General features: G+C 69.8%; 19 protein-coding genes. 10 read left to right on the forward strand and 9 right to left on the reverse strand.

All coding sequences use genetic code 11. The features are described 5' to 3' along the window. Position 1: 1 nt before the first annotated feature. The 6 genes from CBM2586_RS27755 to cobA are packed head-to-tail and all read left to right on the forward strand — an operon-like array spanning position 2 to position 5540. Entirely contained in the window at positions 2–991 is a 990-nt protein-coding gene (locus tag CBM2586_RS27755) for a siroheme decarboxylase subunit beta (RefSeq protein ID WP_115691044.1), read from the forward strand. Next, on the forward strand, positions 988–1497 hold the full coding sequence (locus CBM2586_RS27760) for an Lrp/AsnC family transcriptional regulator (protein ID WP_231942679.1): 510 nt from the start codon (positions 988–990) through the stop codon (positions 1495–1497). The genes CBM2586_RS27755 and CBM2586_RS27760 overlap by 4 nt, the downstream gene beginning before the upstream one ends. Beyond that, positions 1497–2018: a siroheme decarboxylase subunit beta gene (locus CBM2586_RS27765; RefSeq protein WP_115666123.1), complete on the forward strand. Its 522-nt coding sequence runs from the start codon at positions 1497–1499 to the stop codon at positions 2016–2018. The genes CBM2586_RS27760 and CBM2586_RS27765 overlap by 1 nt, the downstream gene beginning before the upstream one ends. Positions 2019–2040: 22 nt before the next feature. After that, positions 2041–3204 carry a heme d1 biosynthesis radical SAM protein NirJ gene (gene nirJ / locus CBM2586_RS27770; protein WP_115691046.1) on the forward strand — a complete coding sequence of 388 codons (1164 nt, stop codon included), beginning with the start codon at positions 2041–2043 and terminating at the stop codon, positions 3202–3204. Continuing rightward, positions 3201–4733, forward strand: a complete 1533-nt coding sequence (locus tag CBM2586_RS27775; RefSeq protein WP_115691048.1) for a nitrite reductase — start codon at positions 3201–3203, stop codon at positions 4731–4733. The genes nirJ and CBM2586_RS27775 overlap by 4 nt, the downstream gene beginning before the upstream one ends. 33 nt (positions 4734–4766) lie before the next feature. Next, positions 4767–5540, forward strand: a complete 774-nt coding sequence (cobA, locus tag CBM2586_RS27780; RefSeq protein ID WP_115691050.1) for a uroporphyrinogen-III C-methyltransferase — start codon at positions 4767–4769, stop codon at positions 5538–5540. Between the two features lie 93 nt (positions 5541–5633). On the opposite strand, the gene pobA is transcribed toward cobA, so the two are convergent. Then, positions 5634–6803 carry a 4-hydroxybenzoate 3-monooxygenase gene (gene pobA / locus CBM2586_RS27785; RefSeq protein ID WP_115691052.1) on the reverse strand — a complete coding sequence of 390 codons (1170 nt, stop codon included), beginning with the start codon at positions 6801–6803 and terminating at the stop codon, positions 5634–5636. Positions 6804–6930: 127 nt separating this feature from the next. Between pobA and CBM2586_RS27790 the strand changes: the two genes are divergently transcribed. Then, on the forward strand, positions 6931–7818 hold the full coding sequence (locus CBM2586_RS27790) for a helix-turn-helix domain-containing protein (protein WP_115691054.1): 888 nt from the start codon (positions 6931–6933) through the stop codon (positions 7816–7818). A gap of 4 nt (positions 7819–7822) precedes the next feature. Here the strand turns inward: CBM2586_RS27790 and pcaD are convergent, their stop codons facing one another. From pcaD to pcaH, 4 genes are all read right to left on the reverse strand, one after another. Then, positions 7823–9007, reverse strand: a complete 1185-nt coding sequence (pcaD, locus tag CBM2586_RS27795) for a 3-oxoadipate enol-lactonase (RefSeq protein ID WP_115691056.1) — start codon at positions 9005–9007, stop codon at positions 7823–7825. A 302-nt stretch (positions 9008–9309) separates the two neighbouring features. Continuing rightward, a complete protein-coding gene (locus CBM2586_RS27800; RefSeq protein ID WP_115691058.1) occupies positions 9310–10689 on the reverse strand; it encodes a 3-carboxy-cis,cis-muconate cycloisomerase in 1380 nt (459 codons plus the stop codon). A 95-nt stretch (positions 10690–10784) separates the two neighbouring features. After that, the gene (gene pcaG / locus CBM2586_RS27805) at positions 10785–11354 is read right to left on the reverse strand and encodes a protocatechuate 3,4-dioxygenase subunit alpha (protein WP_115666115.1); all 570 of its coding nucleotides are present in this window, start codon (positions 11352–11354) and stop codon (positions 10785–10787) included. Positions 11355–11358: 4 nt separating this feature from the next. Continuing rightward, positions 11359–12060, reverse strand: coding sequence for a protocatechuate 3,4-dioxygenase subunit beta (gene pcaH, locus CBM2586_RS27810; protein WP_115691060.1), 702 nt, complete (start codon positions 12058–12060; stop codon positions 11359–11361). A 95-nt stretch (positions 12061–12155) separates the two neighbouring features. Here pcaH and CBM2586_RS27815 point away from each other — a divergent pair, with 95 nt between their 5' ends. Next, positions 12156–13109, forward strand: a complete 954-nt coding sequence (locus CBM2586_RS27815; RefSeq protein ID WP_115691062.1) for a LysR substrate-binding domain-containing protein — start codon at positions 12156–12158, stop codon at positions 13107–13109. 15 nt (positions 13110–13124) lie between these two features. On the opposite strand, the gene CBM2586_RS27820 is transcribed toward CBM2586_RS27815, so the two are convergent. After that, positions 13125–14504, reverse strand: a complete 1380-nt coding sequence (locus CBM2586_RS27820; protein WP_115691064.1) for an MFS transporter — start codon at positions 14502–14504, stop codon at positions 13125–13127. Between the two features lie 427 nt (positions 14505–14931). Between CBM2586_RS27820 and CBM2586_RS27825 the strand changes: the two genes are divergently transcribed. Beyond that, entirely contained in the window at positions 14932–15141 is a 210-nt protein-coding gene (locus CBM2586_RS27825) for a DUF2905 domain-containing protein (protein ID WP_115691066.1), read from the forward strand. A 27-nt stretch (positions 15142–15168) separates the two neighbouring features. Here CBM2586_RS27825 and CBM2586_RS27830 read toward each other — a convergent pair whose 3' ends face one another. From CBM2586_RS27830 to CBM2586_RS27840, 3 genes are all read right to left on the reverse strand, one after another. Continuing rightward, the gene (locus CBM2586_RS27830) at positions 15169–17121 is read right to left on the reverse strand and encodes a methyl-accepting chemotaxis protein (protein ID WP_115691068.1); all 1953 of its coding nucleotides are present in this window, start codon (positions 17119–17121) and stop codon (positions 15169–15171) included. A gap of 198 nt (positions 17122–17319) precedes the next feature. Further along, complete coding sequence (locus tag CBM2586_RS27835; RefSeq protein ID WP_115666109.1) at positions 17320–18582, reverse strand: phospholipase D-like domain-containing protein; 1263 nt, start codon at positions 18580–18582, stop codon at positions 17320–17322. A 112-nt stretch (positions 18583–18694) separates the two neighbouring features. Then, positions 18695–19699, reverse strand: coding sequence for a LysR family transcriptional regulator (locus CBM2586_RS27840; RefSeq protein WP_115691070.1), 1005 nt, complete (start codon positions 19697–19699; stop codon positions 18695–18697). 106 nt (positions 19700–19805) lie between these two features. Between CBM2586_RS27840 and CBM2586_RS27845 the strand changes: the two genes are divergently transcribed. Further along, positions 19806–21038 carry an MFS transporter gene (locus CBM2586_RS27845; RefSeq protein WP_115691072.1) on the forward strand — a complete coding sequence of 411 codons (1233 nt, stop codon included), beginning with the start codon at positions 19806–19808 and terminating at the stop codon, positions 21036–21038. Positions 21039–21051: the final 13 nt, after the last annotated feature.

Consider the following 21051-nt stretch of genomic DNA (forward strand, 5'->3'; position numbering starts at 1 on the left):
CATGTTCAACGAGCAAAGCCTCTATGACCAGCTGCAGCGCGGTTTCCCGCTGCAGCCGCGGCCCTACCAGGCGCTGGCCGCGAAAGCCGGGCTGTGCGAGCACGCGTTGCTGACCCTGCTGGCGCGCGATCTCGGCACCGGACGCATCAGCCGCGTCGGCGCGGTGTTCGCGCCGAATGTGATCGGCGTCAGCACGCTGGGCGCCCTGTCGGTGCCGGCGGCGCAGCTGGACCGCGTGGCGGCGCGCGTCAGCGCCTGCGCGGCGGTCAGCCACAACTACGCGCGCAGCGGCCACCGGTACAACCTGTGGTTTGTCGCGGGCGCGCGCGAGCGCGGCATGCTCGATGCCACGCTGGCGTCGATCGGCGACCTCACCGGCCTGGCGCCGCTGGACCTGCCGATGGCACGCGAGTACCACATCGACCTGGGCTTTCCGCTGGCGCGCCAGCACGGCACCCGCCCGCGCCGGTCCGCCGGGCTGGCGGCGCCGGCCACCGCGCTGGCGCTGGACGACGATGCCTGGCGCCTGGTCGCCGCGCTGGAAGCCGGCCTGCCGCTGACGCCGCGCCCGTTCCATGCGCTGGCCAGGCAGGCGCGCCTGGGCGTGCCGCAGGTGCTCGAGCGGCTGGCGCAATGGTCGGCGCAGGGTGTGATCCGGCGCCTGGGGGTGGTGCTGCGCCACGGGCGCTTCGGCTACCGCCACAACGCCATGTGTGTCTGGGACGTGCCGGACGCCCGCGTCGATGCCATCGGCGCGCGGCTGGCGCGGCAGCCGCGCGTGACCCTGTGCTACCGGCGCGAGCGCCGGCTGCCGGACTGGCCCTACAACCTGTTCGCGATGATCCACGCCCGCAGCGCGCAGGACCTGCAGCCCGCACTGGCGCAGGTCCGCGCCGCCGCCGGCCTGGAGCAGGTGCCGGGCACGGTGCTGGTCGGCACGCATTGCTACAAGCAGCGCGGCACGCGCTACGCCACCCAGGTGCCGGCATGACAACCACCGGCACCTCCTGCGACGCCATCGATCCATCCGTTTCCCCCGATGCGGTCGATCGACTCGATGCGCTCGACCGCCGCATCATCAACGCCCTGCAGCGCGGCCTGCCACTGGTGCCGCGTCCGTACGCCGAAGCCGCCGCGGCGCTCGGCATCACCGAGGCCGTGCTGCTGGAGCGGCTGCGCGCGCTGCTGGCCGGCGGCGTGCTGACGCGCTTCGGCCCGCTGTACCAGGTCGAGCGGGCGGGTGGCAGCTTCGTGTTGTGCGCCTGCCATGCGCCGGCGGCACGGATGGAAGCCATCATCGCCGCCATCAACGCCCACCCCGAGGTCGCGCACCACTATGCGCGCACCCACCACCTGAACCTGTGGTTCGTGCTGGCGGTGGCGCTGCCTGAGCAGGTCGCGCCGGTGCTTGCGCGCATCGCCGCGGCGGCCGGCGTCGAGGTGTTGCCGTTTCCCAAGGAACGCGAGTTCTTCGTCAACCTCTATCTGCCCGCCTGATGCCCGACGCTGTCGCCGCTACCGACCCCACTGACCTGGCGCTGATCCGCGCCACCCAGGCCGGCCTGCCGCTGGTATCGGCCCCCTACGCCGCGGTCGCCGCCGGACTCGGCCTGACCGAGGCGGAAGTGATAGCGCGGCTGGCGGCGATGCAGGCGCGCGGCGTGCTGCGCCGCATCGCCGCCGTGCCCAACCACTACCGCCTCGGCTGGCGCGCCAACGGCATGACCGTATGGGATGTCGACGACGCCAGCATCGATGCGCTCGGCGCGCGCGTCGGCGCCCTGCCCTTTGTCAGCCATTGCTACCGGCGTCCGCGCCGCTTGCCGCACTGGCCCTACAACCTGTTCGCGATGGTCCATGCCCGCTCGCGCGCAGAGGCCGCGCCGCAGGTCGCCGCGATCGCGGCACTGCTGGGCGACGCCTGCCGCGCGCACGACGTGCTGTGGTCCACCCGCGTGCTGAAGAAAACCGGGCTGCGGCTGCCGCCACCCGGCGCGAACCCCAACCCCGACCAATAGAAACCAACAGGAAGCCCCACCCATGTTCCGCCTGTCCCGCTTCATGGAAGCCCTGCGCGATGACGGCCCGCTGCCGCCGCCGCGCCAGGCCGCCGGCCCGGTGGTGATCTGGAATCTGATCCGCCGCTGCAACCTGAACTGCCGACACTGCTACGCCACCTCCGCCGACACCGACTTCAAGGGCGAGCTCGATACCGCCGAAGCGCTGGACGTGCTGGGCCAGCTGCGCGAGGCGCGCGTGCCGGCGCTGATCCTGTCCGGCGGCGAGCCGCTGCTGCGACCCGACCTGTACGAGCTTGCCGGGCACGCGCGCGCGCTCGGCTTCCACCTGTCGCTGTCGTCCAACGGCACGCTGCTCGATGCCGGCCACGCGGCACGGCTGGCGGCGGCGGGTTTCGACTACGTCGGTGTCAGCCTCGACGGCCTGCCCGCCACGCATGACCGCTTCCGCCGCCACGACGGCGCCTTCGCGCAGGCGCTGGCGGGACTGCGCACGGCGCGCGCGGCCGGGCTGCGCGTGGGCGTGCGCATGACGCTGACCGAAGCCAACGCGGCGCAGCTGCCCGAGCTGGTGGCGCTGGCCGGGCGCGAAGGCATCGACAAGTTCTACCTGTCGCACTTCAACTATGCCGGGCGCGCGCGCAGCCATCGCGCCGACGACGCGCGCCACGCGCGCACCCGCGCCGCGCTCGACTGGCTGTTCGACCACGTCTGGGAGCGCGCGCGCCAGGGGCACGCGGGCGACTTCGTCACCGGCAACAACGACGCCGATGGCGTGTACCTGCTGTACTGGATCGCCAGCCGCTTTCCGCACCGCGTCGCCGACATGCGCCGGCGGCTGGAGCGCTGGGGCGGCAACGCCACCGGCGTCGGCGTGGCCAATATCGACAATCTCGGCAACGTCCATCCCGATACGATGTGGTGGCACGTGACGCTGGGCAATGTGCGCCAGCGGCCGTTCGGCGAGATCTGGGCCGACCGCGCCGAGCCGCTGATGGCGGGCCTGGCCAGCACTCCCCGTCCGCTGCAGGGACGCTGCGCGGGCTGCGCGCACCGCGCCATCTGCAACGGCAATACGCGCGTGCGCGCCTTTGCGCTGACCGGCAATCCGTGGGCCGAGGATCCCGGCTGCTACCTGAGCGACGCCGAGATCGCGCACGCGCCGGACGTGGAGATCGCGGCATGACGGCCCTGATCCGATGGCTGGGCGTGCTGGCGCTGGTCTGGCTCGCGCGAGCCGCACCCGCCGGCGCATCCGCAGCCCAATCCGCCGCCGACCCGGCCGCGCTCTACGGCCAGCACTGCGCCGCCTGCCATGGCGCCGACCGCCTCGGCGCGATGGGCCCGGCGCTGCTGCCGGAAAGCCTGGAGCGCCTGCGCGCCGGCGAGCTCGACGCGGTGCTGCGCGACGGCCGTGCCGCCACGCAGATGCCGGCGTTCGCGGGCACGCTGGATGCGGCCGAACTGCAGGCACTGGCACGCTGGCTGCGTGCCGCGCCCGCCGCCGCGCCGCAGTGGGACGAGCGGGCCATCCGCGCCAGCCATATCGTGCACCACGCGCCCGCCAGCCTGCCGGCGCGGCCGGTGTTCAGCGCCGACCCGCAGAACCTGTTCGTCGTGGTGGAGGCGGGGAGCCATCACATGACCGTGCTCGACGGCGACCGGCTGGTGCCAATCCATCGCCTTGCCACGCGCTTCGCGCTGCATGGCGGGCCCAAGTTCAGCCGCGACGGCCGCTATGTCTACATGGCCAGCCGCGACGGCTGGGTCAGCAAGTACGACCTGTGGAACCTGGTTTATGTCGCCGAGATCCGGGTCGGCGTCAACACGCGCAACGTGGCGGTCAGCGATGACGGACGCTGGGTGCTGGCCGGCAACACGCTGCCGCGCACGCTGGTGCTGCTGCATGCCGATGACTTGTCGCTGGCGCGGGTGATCGAGGTCGCCGGGCGCAACGGCGGGCATTCGCGCGTATCCGCGGTCTACGATGCCGCGCCGCGCCACAGCTTTATCGCCGCGCTGAAGGATATCCCCGAGGTCTGGGAGCTTCCTTACGCCGACGCGGTGGGCGCGCCGCTGCCGTCTTCCGCCCTGCTGCGGCCGCGCGCGATCGCGCTGGACGAGGTGCTCGACGATTTCTTCTTCGACCAGCCGTACCGCCATATCCTGGGCGCCTCGCGCCAGGGTGGCGGGCAGGTGATAGACCTGGAGCGCGGGCGCAAGGTGGCATCGCTGGCGCTGGGCGGCATGCCGCACCTCGGCAGCGGCATCACCTGGCAGCGCGATGGCCGTGAAGTGATGGCCTCGCCCGATCTCGGCCAGGGGCGCATCACGGTGATCGACATGCAGGACTGGCACACCGTCGCCACGGTGCCGACCAACGGCCCGGGCTTCTTCCTGCGCAGCCACGAGCGCACGCCGTACGCCTGGGCCGACGCCATGATGAGCGCCCGGCGCGACACCCTGCAGGTCATCGACAAGCAAAGCCTGCGCGTGGTCGGTAGCGTCACGCCCAGTCCCGGTCGCACCGCCGCGCATGTCGAATTCACGCGCGACGGGCGCTACGCGCTGGTCAGCCTGATGGAGCGCGACGGCGCCATCGTGGTGTATGACGCCGCCACCTTGCAGGAGGTCAGGCGCCTGCCGATGGACAAGCCCATCGGCAAGTACAACGTATTCAACAAGACCACGCGCTCGGCCGGCACCAGCCACTGAGCGCGTGGCGAGATCCCATTGCAGGAGTCAAACATGCAAGCACCGCTGAAGCCCGGCAAGGTCTGGCTGGTCGGCGTCGGCCCTGGCAGCCCGGACCTGGTCACGGTACGCGCCATGCGCGCGCTGGCCGCGGCAGAGGTCTGGCTGGTCGATGACCTGGTCTCGCCGGAGATGGCCGGCTATGCCAGCCCGGGCACCCATGTGGAGTGGGTCGGCAAGCGCGGCGGGCGCTGCTCGGTGAGCCAGCAGCGCATCCAGCAGCTGACGCTGCAGCACGCGCTGGCCGGCCGCGCGGTGGCGCGCGTCAAGGGCGGCGATCCGCTGCTGTTCGGGCGCGGCGGCGAAGAAGCCGCGTTCCTGCGCAGCCACGGGCTGCAGGTCGAGATCGTCAACGGCATCAGCAGCGGTATGGCCGCCGCGCAGGCGCTGGGCATTGCGCTGACCCATCGCGCGCACTGCCACGGCGTGACCTTCGTCACCGGCCATACCAGTGCCGACGGCTCGCCCGACTGGCACGCGCTGGCGCGCGGCGGCACCACGCTGGTGATCTACATGGGCATGAGCCGCATCGCCGCGATCCGCGACGGGCTGCTTGCCGCCGGCATGGCGTCCGGCACGCCGGCGGCGGTGGTGATGCACGCCGGCACCGAGCACGCGCGCAGCTGGACCGGTTCCCTGGGCACGCTCGCCGAAGCGCTCGCAGCCGGGATGGCAAGCCCGGCGGTGGTGCTGGTCGGCGGGGTCGTAGCGGACGCGCTGCCGGCAGTCGAGGCGATGGCTCCGGGCGCGGTCACGCTGGCCGCTTAGCGCCGCCTCCCAGGCTCGCGCGCCAGATGCGGCTGCCGCCGTCAGCGACCCGTCCCCCGTGCTGGCCGCACCTCCATTTTTCAATCTCTTTTTTCAATAAGGCAAGCCTGCATAGTTCTCCGCCAGCATCCGCGACGCCGGCTCCGACCCCACCAGATAGTCCAGCTCGGCCCGCTGCATCCGCAACGAGAACGGATCCGCATCCGGGAAGCGATGCATCAGCGAAGTCAGCCACCATGAAAAGCGCTCGGCCTTCCAGATGCGGCGCAGGCAGCGCGCCGAATAGGCACACAGCTCGCGCTTGTCGTCATGCCGGTAGGCGGCGATCAGCCCGTCGGCCAGGGTCAGCACGTCGCTGGCCGCCAGGTTCAGCCCCTTGGCGCCGGTAGGCGGCACGATATGCGCGGCATCGCCGGCCAGGAACAGGCTGCCGAAGCGCATCGGCTCGCACACAAAGCTGCGCAATGGCGCGATGCTCTTCTCGATGCTCGGACCGGTCACCAGCGACTGCGCGGATTGCGGATCAAGGCGGCTGCGCAATTCGTCCCAGAAGCGGTCATCAGACCAGTCCTCCACACGCTCGCTCGACGGCACCTGTACGTAGTAGCGGCTACGCGTGCGCGAGCGCATGCTGCACAGCGCAAAGCCGCGTTCGTGGCTGGCGTAGATCAGTTCGTCCGCCACCGGCGGTGTGTCCGAGAGCATGCCAAGCCAGCCGAACGGATAGACGCGCTCGAACACCTGCGTGGCGGTAGGCGGCACGCTCTGGCGGCTGACGCCATGGAAGCCGTCGCAGCCGGCGATGTAGTCACAGCGGATCTCGTGCGCAACGCCGTCCTTGCGATAGCGGACCACCGGACTCGTACCGTCGAAGTCATGCACGCTGACATCCTGCGCCTCGTAGACCGTGGCGATGCCCGCTTCGTGCCGTGCCGCCATCAGGTCGCGTGTGACCTCGGTCTGGCCGTAGACGGTCACGCTGCGCCCGACCAGCGCATGCAGGTCGATGCGATGCCGCTGGCCATCGAACGACAGCTCGATGCCGTCGTGCACCAGTCCTTCCTTATGCAGCCGCGACGCCACGCCCGCGCGGTCCAGCGCATCGACGGTCACACTCTCCAGGATGCCGGCGCGGATGCGCCCCAGTACGTATTCCGGACTGCGTTGCTCGACGATGACGTTGTCGATGCCCGCCTTGGCGAGCAACTGCCCGAGCAACAGGCCGGCGGGGCCGGCGCCGATGATGGCAACCTGGGTGCGCATGTCTTGTCTCCTTGTGGATAGCGATCTACCGGCGCTAACGATAGTCGCCGGAGCTCCGCTACGGAATGGACAGACCGAACCGATGACAGGACAATCGGAACATTGCTGGTAAACACCGACGCCCCCTGTGAAACCTGTCCCGACCTACTCCCTGTACGGCGTGAATTCGTCCGAGCCGCTGTCCGATCAGCTGCATTTCGAGTCCATCGCCGCGCGCAGCCGGCTGCACGGGTGGGAGATCAAGCCCCACCGGCATGAGCGCTTCCTGCAAATTCTGTACATCCATGCGGGTGGCGGCGAAGCCCTGCTCGAAGAGCGCCGCGAGCCGTTGCGCGGCGGCTCGCTGGTGACCATGCCGCCGCGGCACATCCACGGCTTCGTGTTTACGCCGGACACTGACGGCATGGTTGTCACCATGACCGACAGCCACCTGCGCACGCTGCTGGCGGGTGTGCCGGATGCACTGTCGCTGTTCGCTCACCCGCGTCACGACCGCGTGCGGCGCGGTCATGCGCTGGCGGACGCGCTGGCGCTGTTTCGTGGAGAGATGGAAGCCGTGTCCGCCTGGCGCGGGGCGTCGCTGTCGGCACTGCTGACGCTGGTGCTGATCGGCATTGCGCGGCTGGCCAATGCCGCGCAACCGGCGGCCGCGCGCAGCAGCAGCCGCCCGGCGCGGCATTTCCAGCACTTCCAGCAACTGCTGGAATCGGACTACCGCGAGCAAAAGGAGATCGGCTACTACGCCGGCGCAATCGGCATCACGCCCACGCAGCTCAACCGCGTGTGCCGCCAGGCCTCGGGCCGGTCCGCCCTGCAGATGATCCACGCGCGCGTGCTCGCCGAAGCGCAGCGCGACCTGCTCTTCGGCGACCTGGAAATCAAGCACATCGCGCTGTCGCTCGGCTTCTCCGATGCGGCGTACTTCTCGCGCTTTTTCGCGCGGCGGGTAGGTCAGGCGCCCACGGAGTTCCGGCAATCGGGGCGGGCGCGACTGCCGGCGTTTGCGGTGGGCTGATGGATCAGGATGGCTTGGCCATCCGGTCCATCGCGTCGAAGACTTCCTCAGCCATGTGGAAGGCCGAATTCGCCGCCGGCACGCCGCAATAGATCGCCGTCTGCAACAGCACTTCCTTGATCTCGTCGCGCGTCACGCCGTTGTTGGCGGCTGCGCGCAGATGCAGCTTCAGTTCTTCCGAGCGGTTCAGCGCCACCATCATGGCGATGGTCAGCAGGCTGCGCGTATGGCGCGGCAGACCCTCGCGCGTCCAGATCTCGCCCCAGGCATAGCGCGTGATCAGGTTCTGGAATTCCTCGTTGAGCGGGGTCAGGTGCGCCAGCGAACGATCGACGTGGGCGCTGCCGAGCACCTCGCGCCGCACGGACAGGCCGGCGTCGTAGCGAGCGTGGTCGTCGCTCACGGGCAGGCGTCCGCGCACGAAATCGATCAGTGCCGCGTTGAAGCGACCCGGCTGCTCGAAGCTGGAGATATGCGCGGCAGGCAATTCGATAAAACGCGCACCGGGAATCGCATCGGCCAGCGCGCGGCCCTCCTGCGCGGTGGTCGATGGGTCGTGGCTGCCGGCGATGACCAGCACCGGCACCGTGATCGACGACACCGACTCGCGGAAGTCGGCGTCGCGCACCGCCGCGCAACTGGCCGCATAGCCGCGAGGATCGAGCCCTGCCAGCACGCTGCGCAGGCCTTCCAGCGCGCGGTCTGCCGTGGCGGCAAACCCGGGGGTAAACCAACGCTCGACCGAGGGCGCGACCATCACGCCCATGCCATCGCGCAGGACGGTGTCGATGCGCGCGTTCCATCCCTCCGCGTTGCCGATCTTTGCGGCGGTATTGGCCAGCACGATGCGCGAAAAGCGCTCGGGCGCATGGATGCCCAGCCACATCCCCGTCAGGCCGCCCATCGACAGGCCACAGAACACGGCCTGGCCGATGGCCAATGCGTCCAGGATTGCGATCACATCCTGACCGAGCTGCTCAACCGTGAAGGCATCGCCGGCTGCGGTCGAAAGGCCGTGCCCGCGCGTGTCGTAGCGCACCACGCGAAAGCGCCCGGCCAGCGCGGCGGCCTGCGGCTCCCACATGGTGTGGTCGGTCCCGAGCGAGTTGGAGAAGACGATGGCTGGTGCGGCTTCGGGGCCGTCGACGGTGTAGAAGAGGCGGGCGCCGGCGTGGTCTAGATAAGGCAAGGGGGTCTCCCTGGATGTTGGTGATTAGTGAATTTCGCGCGCGTCGGAATGGCAGACGCCTGCCCTCTCCCCCACCCCTCTCCCGCAAGCGGGAGAGGGGAGCGTTCACGACAGGTGAGGGCCAGTTCGATGACCTCAGCAAACCGGCCGGTTTGCTCCCCTCTCCCGCGCGCGGGAGAGGGGCCGGGGGGAGAGGGCCGGCGCCACCACGACGTACCGCCTTGCCAATACGCGGCAACCCGGCAACCCCGCAGTCAGCCCCAAGTGAAGCAGACACAGGGGACGGTCGTGCGGATTGCACACTAATGCTTCGCCACCGCTTCCCGCCACGCCGCCACCGCGGCATCCGCGAACTGCACCGACTGCCCCGCATAATTGGCCGGGTCGGCCAGCCGGTCCAGTGTGGCCGCATCCAGCAATCCGGCATGCGCGGGATCTTCGCGCAGCATCGCCGCCAACGCGTCGCGCAGGCTCGTGCCCTGCTCCACCGCGCGCCGCGAGGCGTTCTCCACCAGCTTGTGCGCCGGCAAGCGGCCAATGCAGGCACCCAGCGCCAGCATCGCGGCCTCGCCGAGGATCAGCCCGTGCGTGAGATCGAGATTGTCACGCATGCGCGCCGCATCGACCTGCAGCCCCGCCACGACTTCGCCCATCTGGCGCAGTGCGCCCGCGGCCAGCGTGACGATCTGCGGCAGCGTGTCCCATTCTGCTTGCCAGCCCCCAAGCGCGCGCTCGTGTTCCTGCACCATGCCGGACAGCATGGTGGCCACCAGCGGCGGCATGCGCACCGATGCCGTCAGCACCGCCGCGCAGCCGACCGGATTGCGCTTGTGCGGCATGGTGCTGGAACCGCCGCGGCCGGGTCCGGCGGGCTCGGCCACTTCCGCCACCTCGGTCTGCATCAGCAGCGAGATGTCGCGTGCCATCTTGCCGAGCGTGCCGGTCAGCATGCCGAGCGTGGTGGCAACCTCGACCATGCGGTCACGATGCGCATGCCACGGCAGCACGGGTGCGGCCAGTCCCAGCTCGCGGGCTAGTGCGGCGACTACATTGGGCGCGGCGTCGCCGAGGCTGGCAAGCGTGCCCGCGGCGCCGCCGAACTGCAGCGCGTGGGCCTGCGCGCGCGCCGCGTCAAGGCGGGCGAGGTCGCGGCGCAGCGCGTCGAGCCAGCCGGCGGCCTTGCAGCCAAAGGTGGTCGGCAGTGCATGCTGCAGCCAGGTGCGCGCCACCATCGGCGTGCCGCGATGCGCGCTGGCCAGCGCGGCGCAGGCTTCGCCCAGGCGTACCAGGTCGGTAGCGAGCACGCGCAGCGCGTCGCCGAGCTGGAGCACCAGCGCGGTGTCGATGATGTCCTGGCTGGTGGCGCCCCAGTGCACGAAGCGCGCCGCATCGGCATCGCGCGCCGCCACCGCGGCGGTCAGTTGCTTGACGAAGGGAATGGCGAGATTGCCGGCGGCGATCGCGGCGTGCGCCAGCGCATCGCGGTCGATGGCGCCGACGTCGCCACAGACTTCGGTGATGGCGGTCGCGGCACCGGCCGGGACCACGCCACATTGCGCTTCGGCGCGCGCGAGCGCGGCCTCGACGGCGAGCATGCGTTGCACGGTGCCGGCGTCGGAGAAGATCTCCAGCACCGCGGGGCTGCCGAACATGGGATCGGTAAGACGCGTGACGGTTGGCATGGGGGCGATCGGTAGGGGTCGTGGCGATGACGACCGCCTGATTATGCGTCTGCCGCCGGCGGCGCGGGAGCCTCCCCGGCTGCCGGCACAGCATTTCAGATATCGAAGAACACCGTCTCGTCCGGGCCTTGCAGCACGATGTCCCAGCGCAGCGTGCCGTTGCCGGCATCGTTGCCGACCAGCGTGCCGCGCCGCTCGGCCGGCACCAGCGCCAGCACCGGGTCGGCGCCATTGGCCGCGGCCTCGTCCGGGAAGTACATGCGCGTGGCGACGTGCTTGACCAGCCCGCGCATGAACACCGACACCATGATGTGCGGCGCCTGCGGCCGGCCGTCGGCACCGGGCACGGCGCCCGGCTTGACGGTGACGAAGCGGAACGCGCCGTCAGCCTCGGTCGGGACGCGGCCGAAGCCGGTAAAGCCGGGCACCAGCGGCAGCTCGCGCGTGTCTTCGGCGTGGCGGTAGCGGCCGGCGGGATTGGCCTGCCAGATCTCGACCATGCCGTCCGGCACGGGCTCGCCATTGCCGTCGGTGACGCGGCCTTCGATCACGATGCGCTGGCCGGCCAGTGCCGGTGCGCTGGCGGTCAGGTCGGCGCAGTTCAGCCCGCTCAGGCCGATATGGAGGTAAGGACCGACGGTCTGGGATGCGGTGGCATAAAGCATGGTCTTACTCCATCGGCGTGGCATCGCGGCCACGCAGCACGATATCGAAACGGTAGCCGAGCGCGTATTCGGGCTGGGTGGTCTCCCAGTCGAGGCTGGCGATGAGCCGGTCGCGCGCCTTCTGGTCCGGCACGCAGTTGAAGATCGGGTCGAACGGCAGCAGCGGATCGCCGGGGAAGTACATCTGCGTCACCAGCCGCGTGGCGTAGGCGTTGCCGAACAGCGAGAAATGGATATGCTGCGGCCGCCAGGCATTGTGGTGGTTGCGCCAGGGATAGGCGCCGGGCTTGATGGTCTTGAACCGGTAGTGCCCGTTGGCGTCGGTGACGGTGCGGCCCTCGCCGCAGAAATGCGGATCCAGCGGGGCGTCATGCTGGTCGCGCTTGTGCACGTAGCGGCCGGCGGCGTTGGCCTGCCACACCTCGATCAGCGCGTTCGGCACCGGCCGGCCGTTCTCGTCGAGCACGCGGCCGGTCACGAGGATGCGCTCGCCGATGGGCTCGCCGCCGTGGCCGACGGTCAGGTCGTTATCGCCTTCGCGGACGAACTCGGCGCCGAAAGTGGGACCGGTCACTTCGGACAGCGACTGCGGCAGCGCGATCAGCGGCTGGCAAGGCGAGCGCTTCTGCGTGGAAGCGTAGGGGTCGAAGCGGTATTCGGGCTGGGTGTCCCAGTAGGGACGGCGATACTGGGCAAGGCGGTTCATTGGGCAGTCTCCTTGTGGTTGGCATGGCACTGACTTTAAGCACCGCATAAAGTCATGTAAATTGAGATTTTTAAGATTTACGATAACTTTTCTACATGAAATCCCCCGCCCAGCCCGCGCTCGAAATCTTCCGCAACCGCGTGCGGCTGCGGCACCTCTATTGCTTCGTCGCGGTGTCGCAGACCCAGCACGTGGGCCGCGCCGCTGACCGCCTGGGGCTGACGCAGCCGGCCGTGTCCAAGACCCTGAGCGAGCTGGAGGAGCTCACCGGCACACGCCTGCTGGTGCGCCAGCGCGCGGGCACGGAACTGACCACCGCCGGCACGCGCTTCCTGCGCCACGCCCTGCGCATCCTCGCGGATATCGACGCGGCGGCCGACAGCATGGCTGGCGAGCAGGCGCAGCCGCAGGAGCGCATCCGGCTGGGCGCACTGCCCAGCGTCGTCCCGGCGGTGCTGACCGATGCCTTGCTGCGCTTCCGCGCCGCGCACCCCGAGGTCGGGCTTGCCGTCCACACCGGCATGAACCGCAGCCTGATCGACCAGCTCAAGGCCGACGTGCTGGATCTGGTCATTGGCCGGATGGACGACCCGGTTGCCATGGAAAGCCTGTGGTTCGAATCGCTCGGCCCGGACTCGCTGGCCCTGGCGGTACGCCCCGGGCATCCTCTTGCCGCCTTCTCGCGGCCGACCTTGCTGGACGTGCTGGCATGGCCGCTGGTGATTCCCGCCGCGGGCTCGATCCCCCGCCACAACACCGAAAGCCTGCTCGCCCGACACGGCCTGCCCCTGCCGGGCGGATGCGTGGAAACGTCGGATGCCTACCTCGGACGACTGCTGGCCCGCAACAGCGACTGCGTGTGGGCGGCGCCACTGTCCGCCGCGCGGCGTGCGGTGGCAGAGGATGAGCTGATCCTGCTGGCGCTCGATACGCAGGGTACGGAGGAACCGATCGGCCTGCTGCGGCACGGCGACCGCACCCTCAGCCCGATGGCCGAAGCGCTGGCTGACTGCATCCGCGCCGCCGCCCGGCCGCTTGCCGCTCATTGATTGCTCAGTGGAGGCTCAATGAGCCGCCACGCCAGTGCTGCCGGCGGCGTTGGCACCCGGCGCGCGACTGCCGCTGAAATGCTTGACCACCAGCGCACCGGCGGCCACGAATGCCGGCACGGCTAGCAGCGTAAAGATGGTGTCGAAGCCCAGATGCTGGCGCAGCAGTTCGGCGCCGAGCAAGGCCCCGGCTATGCCGCCGAAGCGGCCGATGCCAAGCATCCACGCCACGCCGGTGGCACGGCCTTGCGTCGGGTAGAACGCCGCGGCCAGCGATGGCATCGACGACTGCGCGCCGTTCATGGCGGTGCCGGCGAGGAAGATCAGCACGCCAAGCAGCACCTGGCTGCCGGTCCCGTGCCCCACGGCGTAGATCAGCATGCCAGTGGCTGCATAGGTGATGGCAATCACCTTGTTCGGATTGAAGCGGTCCATGAACCAGCCGGCCGCGATGGTGCCGATGCCGCCACCGAGCGGGAACAGCGCCGTCAGGAATGACGCGTGCTGGATCGAGAAACCGGCGTCCTTCATCAGCGTGGGCATCCAGCTCGTGAGCAGGTAGAAGATCACCAGCCCCATGAAGTAGGTGCACCACAGCATCGCCGAACCCAGGCGATAGCCGGGAGCCAGCACGGTGCCGATGGCGGAGCGGGTGGCGGGCGCCTGTTCGCCGATGATGAAGGCGTTCGCCCCGCCCACGTCCGCCCCGGTCACGCGCCGCAGCAGCTGGCGGATCTGGTCGGCCGGATAGTTGCGCAACACCATGTAGCGTACCGACTCGGGCAGCAGCACCAGCAGCAGCAGCGCGAGCGCAAGCGGCACGATGCCGCCAAGCAGCAGCACGCTGTGCCAGCCGAAGTGCGGGATCATCGCGGCAGCGACAAAGCCTCCGGCGGCGGCGCCGAGCGGAAAGCCGCAGAACATGGTGTTCACCAGCACGGATCGGCGACGTTGCGGCGCGAACTCGGCGGTCAGCGTCACGGCATTGGGCATGGCGGCACCCAGGCCCAGGCCGGTCAGGAAGCGCAGCACCGTCAGCCAGCCCAGCGTGGGCGCAAAGGCCGTGGCCAGGCTGCAGGCGCCAAAGAACAAGACCGACAGCACCAGCACCTTCTTGCGCCCGATGCGGTCGGCCATCGGACCGGCAACGATCGCGCCGAAGGCCAGGCCGAACAGGGCCGCGCTCATGACGGGCCCGAGTGCCGATTTCTCGATCCTCCAGTCCTGCACCAGCGCCGGCGCGATATACCCGATGGCGGCGGTATCGAAGCCGTCGACGGCAACCACCAGGAAGCAAAGCACAAGGATGAGCCACTGATAGCCAGTGAATCGCTGTCCGTCGATCAGGGCCTGGACGTCCGCGACGCCAGCCTTGGTTTGGAGGGATTGGGGCACTGTTGTCTCCGTCTGCCTTGGGAATCGCGCACTGCGCGATTGTTCTAATAGCGAACTCACGTTCTCTGAATGAACGAATCTTAGGCAACGAGGTTCGGGGCCAAGAATTGGCGTTAACCCCGGGGAAACTGCGTGGGCTCGTGAGACGGAATTCGCCAAGGGTTGGCGAATATTCCGCTTTAAAGACAAGCCTCAACGCCTAATGCAGCCATCTTATTCCAGTAAGCCGCTTATCCATGAAATGTTCCATATGGCACGCCCATATAGATAAGAAAATTTCATGCAAAAAGCGCCATCCTTCAATTTACATTCCAGAACCTCTGAAACATTTCGGCAAGCTGAACGACTGAGCCGCCCCGCAGCGCGCCGGAATCAATCATCCATGCGCCGGTCCAACGCCTCAAAGACGGCCTCGCGCCCCCATCCAATGCAACGTCTGCTCCTCATCCTGGGCGCCGTGCTGCTCGCCGCCGGCGCCGCCTGGCCCTGGCTGTCCAGGCTGCCGTTCGGCCGCCTTGGCCGCTTGCCCGGCGACCTCCATATCGTCCGCGACGGCTTCAGCTTCTACCTGCCGATCACGACCTGCATCCTGGTGTCGGTGGTGGTTTCGGTCGTGATCTGGCTGTTGCGGCGCTAATCCTGCGCTAGTCGCGCGCCAGCGTCTTCAGGCCGCCTGCGCCTCGGTGCGGAACACCGCCACCGCCCGTTGCATCTGCAGAGCCTGCTCCCGCAAGGACTGCGCCGCGGCAGCGGCCTGCTCCACCAGCGCGGCGTTCTGCTGCGTGACCTGGTCCATCTGCGCCACCGCCTGGTTGACCTGGCCGATGCCGCTGCTCTGTTCGCGCGAGGCCTGGCTGATCTCATCCATCATCGCCGTGACCCGGCCGATGGCGGCGACGGTGCCGGCCATGGTCGCGGCAACGTCCAGCGCCAAGGTATTGCCCGCGGCCACGCGCTCGCCGGATTGCGAGATCAGCATGCGGATCTCCTTGGCCGAGGCGCCGGTGCGCTGCGCCAGCCCGCGCACTTCGCTCGCCACCACCGCAAAGCCGCGGCCGGCTTCGCCGGCGCGCGCGGCTTCCACCGCCGCATTCAGCGCCAGGATATTGGTCTGGAAGGCAATGCCGTCGATCACCGCGATGATGTCGGCGATGCGCCTCGAGTCGGCGTCGATGGCATGCATGGTCTGCTGCATGCGGCCGACCGCGTCGCCGCCGGCGCGCGCCGCGACCGTGGCTTCGCGCGCCAGCGCGCTGGCCTGCCCGGCGTTGCCGGCGTTCTGCTGCACGGTGGCGGTCAGCTGCTCCATGCTGGCCGCGGTCTGCTCGAGCGACGACGCCTGCTGCTCGGTGCGCTGCGACAGGTCGATATTGCCCTGCGCGATCTCGTCCGCCGCCGCCAGCACGTTGTGCGCGCCGGCCTTGGTGTCGCCGATCAGCGCGCGCCAGCCCGCGGCCAGCGCCAGCAGGTGCCGCTTGATCTCGCTCAGCTCGTCGCGGCCGCGCACCGCAAGCCCGACGCTCAGGTCGCCGGCATTGATGCGCGCAACCATCGCGGCGACCTCGCGCACGTCGGCGCGCATGCCGCGGCTGAAGCCGACAAACAGGTAGAACGCGGCACCCACCGTCACCAGCGCGATCCCGGCCAGCCACGCAAATTGCCGCGCCTGCGCCGCGGCACGCTGCGCCAGCATCCCGGCGGCGATCGCGGCAAACTCGCGGCTGGCTTCCGCCACGCCTTCGATGGCGGCGGTGGCTTCGTCGAAATAGGCCCTGGCTTCGATGTCGATGCCGGTCGCCCCCAGCATGCGCACCTGCAGGGTGCGATGGAAACGGTCGATCGCGCCCAGCCGTGCCAGCGCGGCATCGATGCGCTCGCGGTTAGCGGGCGCTGCCTTGCCGACGCGCGCGATGTCGCGCCGTATCGTATCGAGCCCCGCGTGGATCTGCTCGGCCAGCGCGCCCAGGCCCGCCTGCTGCGCGGCGTCCGTATAGCCGCCGCGCGCGATGATGCCGGCGCCGCGTCCACGCGCGAGCGCGCTCAGCTCGGCCAGCTGCGGCATCGGGCCCGCCAGCAGGCTGACCAGGTAGTACGAGCCCGTGTCGCTGTCCAGCGCCAGTTGCGAGCGCTCGGCAACGTCGGCGACAAACGCCTGCGTTTGCCGCACCAGCACACTGTGGCGCTCGAACAGCGGCGCGGCCGCGATGCCCAGGCCGGGTCCGCGCAATTGCTGCCAGTCCTGCTCCAGCTGTCGCATCCCGGCTTCCAGGTCAAAGCCGGGATTCTGCGCAATGCTGCGCGCCAGGGCGGCCAGGCTGGCCGCCGCCTTGTCATCGGCCTGGTCGAAGGTGGCGCGAAAGGCGGCGTTGCCCGACAGCACCGCATGCGCGGCGCCACGCCGTACCTGGGTCTCGCGCATGAAGTCGAGCGCGTGCCCCACCACCGCCAGCCCGCGTATCTCCTGGCTGGTGGTGCTGCGCGCCTGCGCCGCGTCGCGCAGCGCCACCGACAGCGCGCCGACCAGCGGCACCAGGAACAGCACGGCTATCAGGGCCAGCTTGCGGTGGATATTCAGGCGCGCCATCAGGCGCTCGGCGGGAAGGAACACGGCGGGCATCGATCATCTCGGCGGGGCTTGGTTTTCCCTGCTATCGGCCCGCTTTGGCGAGGCTGAAGCGCAGATGTCAGGGTTTTTTGACGATGCGCAAATGCGGTGCGGCAAAAGCGCTGAAGTGGGGCAAACGGCGCGCCGATCAGGGGCATGCTGCCCTGTGGGCGAGCCGTGTTGCCGCCATTGCCGCCATTGCCGGCCCGCTCACAACTGCGCGCCGATCAGCGAGGCCAGGCGGTCGCGCAGCCGTTCCCGCCACGGCCGCTTGAGCCAGGCCTCGTAGGTGATGCGGCGCGACAGCTGCAGGTCTTCCTCGAAGATCCGGGTCTGCTGCGCGGCAAACGCCGCGTCGAGGATATTGAGCGTGGCCTCGTCATTGAGGCGGAACGAGCGGTTATCGAAGTTGGTCGATCCCACCGAGACTAGCAGGTCGTCGACGATCAGCACCTTGCAGTGGTACATGGTAGGTGCGTACTCGGCGATCAGCGCGCCGGCCTTCAGCAGCTCGCCCCAGCGCCCGCGCGAGGCGGAGCGCACGGTTTCGGAGTCGATATGCTCGCCCGGCACGATCACCCGCACCCTGACGCCTCTGGCCAGCGCCGCCAGCAGCGCCTTCTCGGTCAGCGCGTCCGGCACAAAATACGCTGCCGACAGGTCGATGGTGCGCGCCGCCGCGGTGATCGCCAGGTGGTACATCAGCGCCATGCTCTCGCTGCCGCCGGTCGGCGAACTGCTGAACATCTGCGCCCGGCCGCTGCCGACCGGCGGCAGTTCGGGGAAGTAGTCGGGGCCATGCGGCACCGCGCCGCTGACCTTGATCCAGTTGTCGAGGAACACCGACTGCATCTGGCCGACCACCGGCCCTTCCACCTCGAAATGCGTATCGCGCCAGTGCTCGGGGTCCTGCGCATGGCCGGTCCACTCCGGCGCGATGCCGACGCCGCCGGTAAAGCCGATCCGGCCGTCGACCACCAGCACCTTGCGGTGGGTGCGGTTGTTCAGCTTGCCGACGGTGTACCAGCGCACCGGGTGGTAGCGGCGCACATCCACGCCGGCGCTCGTCATCAGTGCGAGCGCGCCCTTGTCGATCTTGGAACTGCCGACCGCATCCAGCAACACCTTGACGCTGACGCCTGCCCTGGCGCGCTCGGCCAGTGCCTGCGCGAATTCATGGCCGATATCGCCCGACCAGTAGATATACGACTCGAAATTGATGGTCTTGCGCGCGGCGCGGATCGCGCCCAGCATTGCCGGAAAGATCTCGTCGCCGTTCCGGAGCACGCGGTAGCGGTTGCCGTCGACCACCGGCGGCCCCAGCAACACCCCCAGTTCACGGGCGAACTGCGGATCTTCCAGGCTGTAAAGGCGGTCAAGGCGGCGCTCGATGCGCTTCTCGCCCCCGATCAGGTTGTAGGCAACGATGCCCGCCAGGGCAAGCAACACGACGGCGGCGGCAAACGCGAACATGCGGCCCCTTGTCCGAAACCTGGAAAAAACGCGGCGGTTCACGCAGGCACCATGAGGTTGGGGCGCGGGGCGGCCCGCGGCGGAGGAGGTAGTGGCCGATTCAGGATAGGCGTTATCGGCGCGCCTGGGGCATTGCGCGCGGCACGCGCGTCCGTTCGACCATGCCGGCGGCCGGGATCGCCTGCCGCATGGCGTCCGCGAACAGGCGCAGCCTGGCCGGATAGAAGCGCGCATGCGGATAGACCAGGTAGATCGGCAGCGGATCGGCCTGCCATTGCGGCAACAGGTGCAACAGCCTGCCGCTGGCGATGTCGTCGGCAAAGATCCACGACGAGCCGACGGCAACGCCCAGCCCCAGCCGGGCCGCGGCATGCAGCGCGTACAGGCTGTCGGTGCTCATGCGCGGCGCGAAGGACAGGCCGTGGCGCGCCTGGGTCTGCGGGTTCTGCAGCACGATCTCGTTGCGGTAGAACGTGCGCAGCGCCAGCCAGGGCAGGCTTTCCAGGTCCTGCGGGCGGCGCGGCAGCGGCTTGCCGTCGAACAGCGCCGGCGCGGCGATGACCGCGCGCGGCACTTCCGCCAGGCGCACGGCCACCAGGCCGGGTTCATGCACCTCGCCCACATGGATCGCGCAATCGATGGCCTCGGCGATGAAGTCCGGGGTCCGGTCGTGCAGCAGCCATTCCACCGCGACCTGCGGATATTGCCGCAGGTAGTCCGCCAGCGGACCTACCAGCACCTCCTGCCCGAACGCGTGCGGCACCACCACGCGCAGCGTGCCGCTGGGGGCGTGGCCCACGCCGCGCACCTCGGCCTCGAACCTGGCCCAGTCGGCCACCAGTTCGCGCGCGCGCTCGTAGCAGCGCGCGCCGTCGGCGGTCAGCTTCATCGCATGCGTGGAACGCTGCAGCAGGCGCACGCCCAGCAGCCGCTCCAGGGCCTGCAGGCGCCGGCTGATGGTGGGCTGGGTGGTCTGCAGCTGCGCGGCGGCCAGCGACAGGCTGCCGGCCTCGACGATGCGCACGAAGGTCTGCATCAGGTCGATCCGGTCCGTGCCGGGCGCGGCGCGGGCGGCGGCCGGGGCGGCAGCGGGGTTAGGGGCTGGCTGGCCTTTCATACGCGTCTCGTATAGCCATTGTTCACCCCGCACGTCTACCAGAATCGGCGCGCGTGGACAACACTTCGGGCCATCCCAACCTCTTTGCGAAGCGCGCAAACCCGCCATGTCCCCTGTTCCCGCAACCTCGCCCGCAACCTCGCCCGCCGCCACGCCGGCCAGCCCGGCCGTGCCAGGGCGCCTGGTCCTGCTGCTTGCCACCAGCGCCGGCCTGGCGGTGGCCTCGCTGTACTACAGCCAACCCATGCTCGGCGTGATGGCACCCGATTTGCACGCCACCGATGCCACCGCCGGCGCCATCCCCACCCTGACGCAGCTCGGCTATGCGATCGGCATCCTGCTGCTGGCGCCGCTGGGCGACCGCTACGACCGCCGCCATATCATCGTGGCCAAGGCGGTGGCGCTGGTCGGCGCGCTGCTGCTGGCGGGCCTGGCGCCGGGCATCGGCATGCTGCTGGTGTCGAGCCTGGTGGTGGGCCTGTCCGCCACGCTGGCGCAGGACATCGTGCCGGCCGCGGCTGCACTGGCGCCGGCCGCGCAGCGCGGCAAGGTGGTCGGCACCGTGATGACCGGGCTGCTGCTGGGCATACTGCTGTCGCGGGTGGTCAGCGGCTTCGTCGCCGCGCACTTCGGCTGGCGCGCGATGTTCGTGCTGGCGGCGGCCAGCATCGCCGCGGTCGCGCTGCTGGCGCGGCGCCAGCTGCCGCGCTTCGCCCCGGCCACGACGCTGCCGTATCGCGCGCTGCTGGCCTCGCTGGTGACGCTGTGGCGCGAGCATGGCGCGCTGCGCCGCGCGGCGCTGGCGCAGGGGCTGCTTTCGGTAGGGTTCAGCGCGTTCTGGTCGACGCTGGCTGTGATGCTGCATGGCGCGCCCTTCCACCTGGGTAGCGAGGCCGCCGGCGCCTTCGGCCTGGCCGGAGCCGCCGGCGCGCTCGGCGCGCCGCTGGCCGGCCGCCTGGCCGACCGCGGCGGTCCGGAACGGGTGACCCGCGCCGGCGCGGCGCTGGCGGCGCTGTCGTTTGCCGCCATGCTGCTGAGCCCGCTGGTGCCGCCGCAGGCGCAGCTGTGGCTGATCGGCGCCAGCGCCATCGGCTTCGACCTGGGGGTGCAGGTGACGCTGGTCGCGCACCAGACCATCGTCTATGGCATCGACCCGGGCGCGCGCAGCCGCCTCAATGCCGTGCTGTTCGTCTGCATGTTCACTGGCATGGCCGCCGGCGCGGCGCTCGGTAGCCTGGCGCTGGCGCGCTTCGGCTGGACCGGCGTGGCGGCGCTGGCCACCGCCGCGGCGCTGTCCGCGCTGGCGGTGCGGCTGCTGCCGAAGCGCGCGGCGCAGTGAACCGGAACCAGGC

Origin of the sequence: Cupriavidus taiwanensis (genome assembly GCF_900250115.1) — a bacterium.
In the GTDB taxonomy this organism is placed as follows: domain Bacteria; phylum Pseudomonadota; class Gammaproteobacteria; order Burkholderiales; family Burkholderiaceae; genus Cupriavidus; species Cupriavidus taiwanensis_B.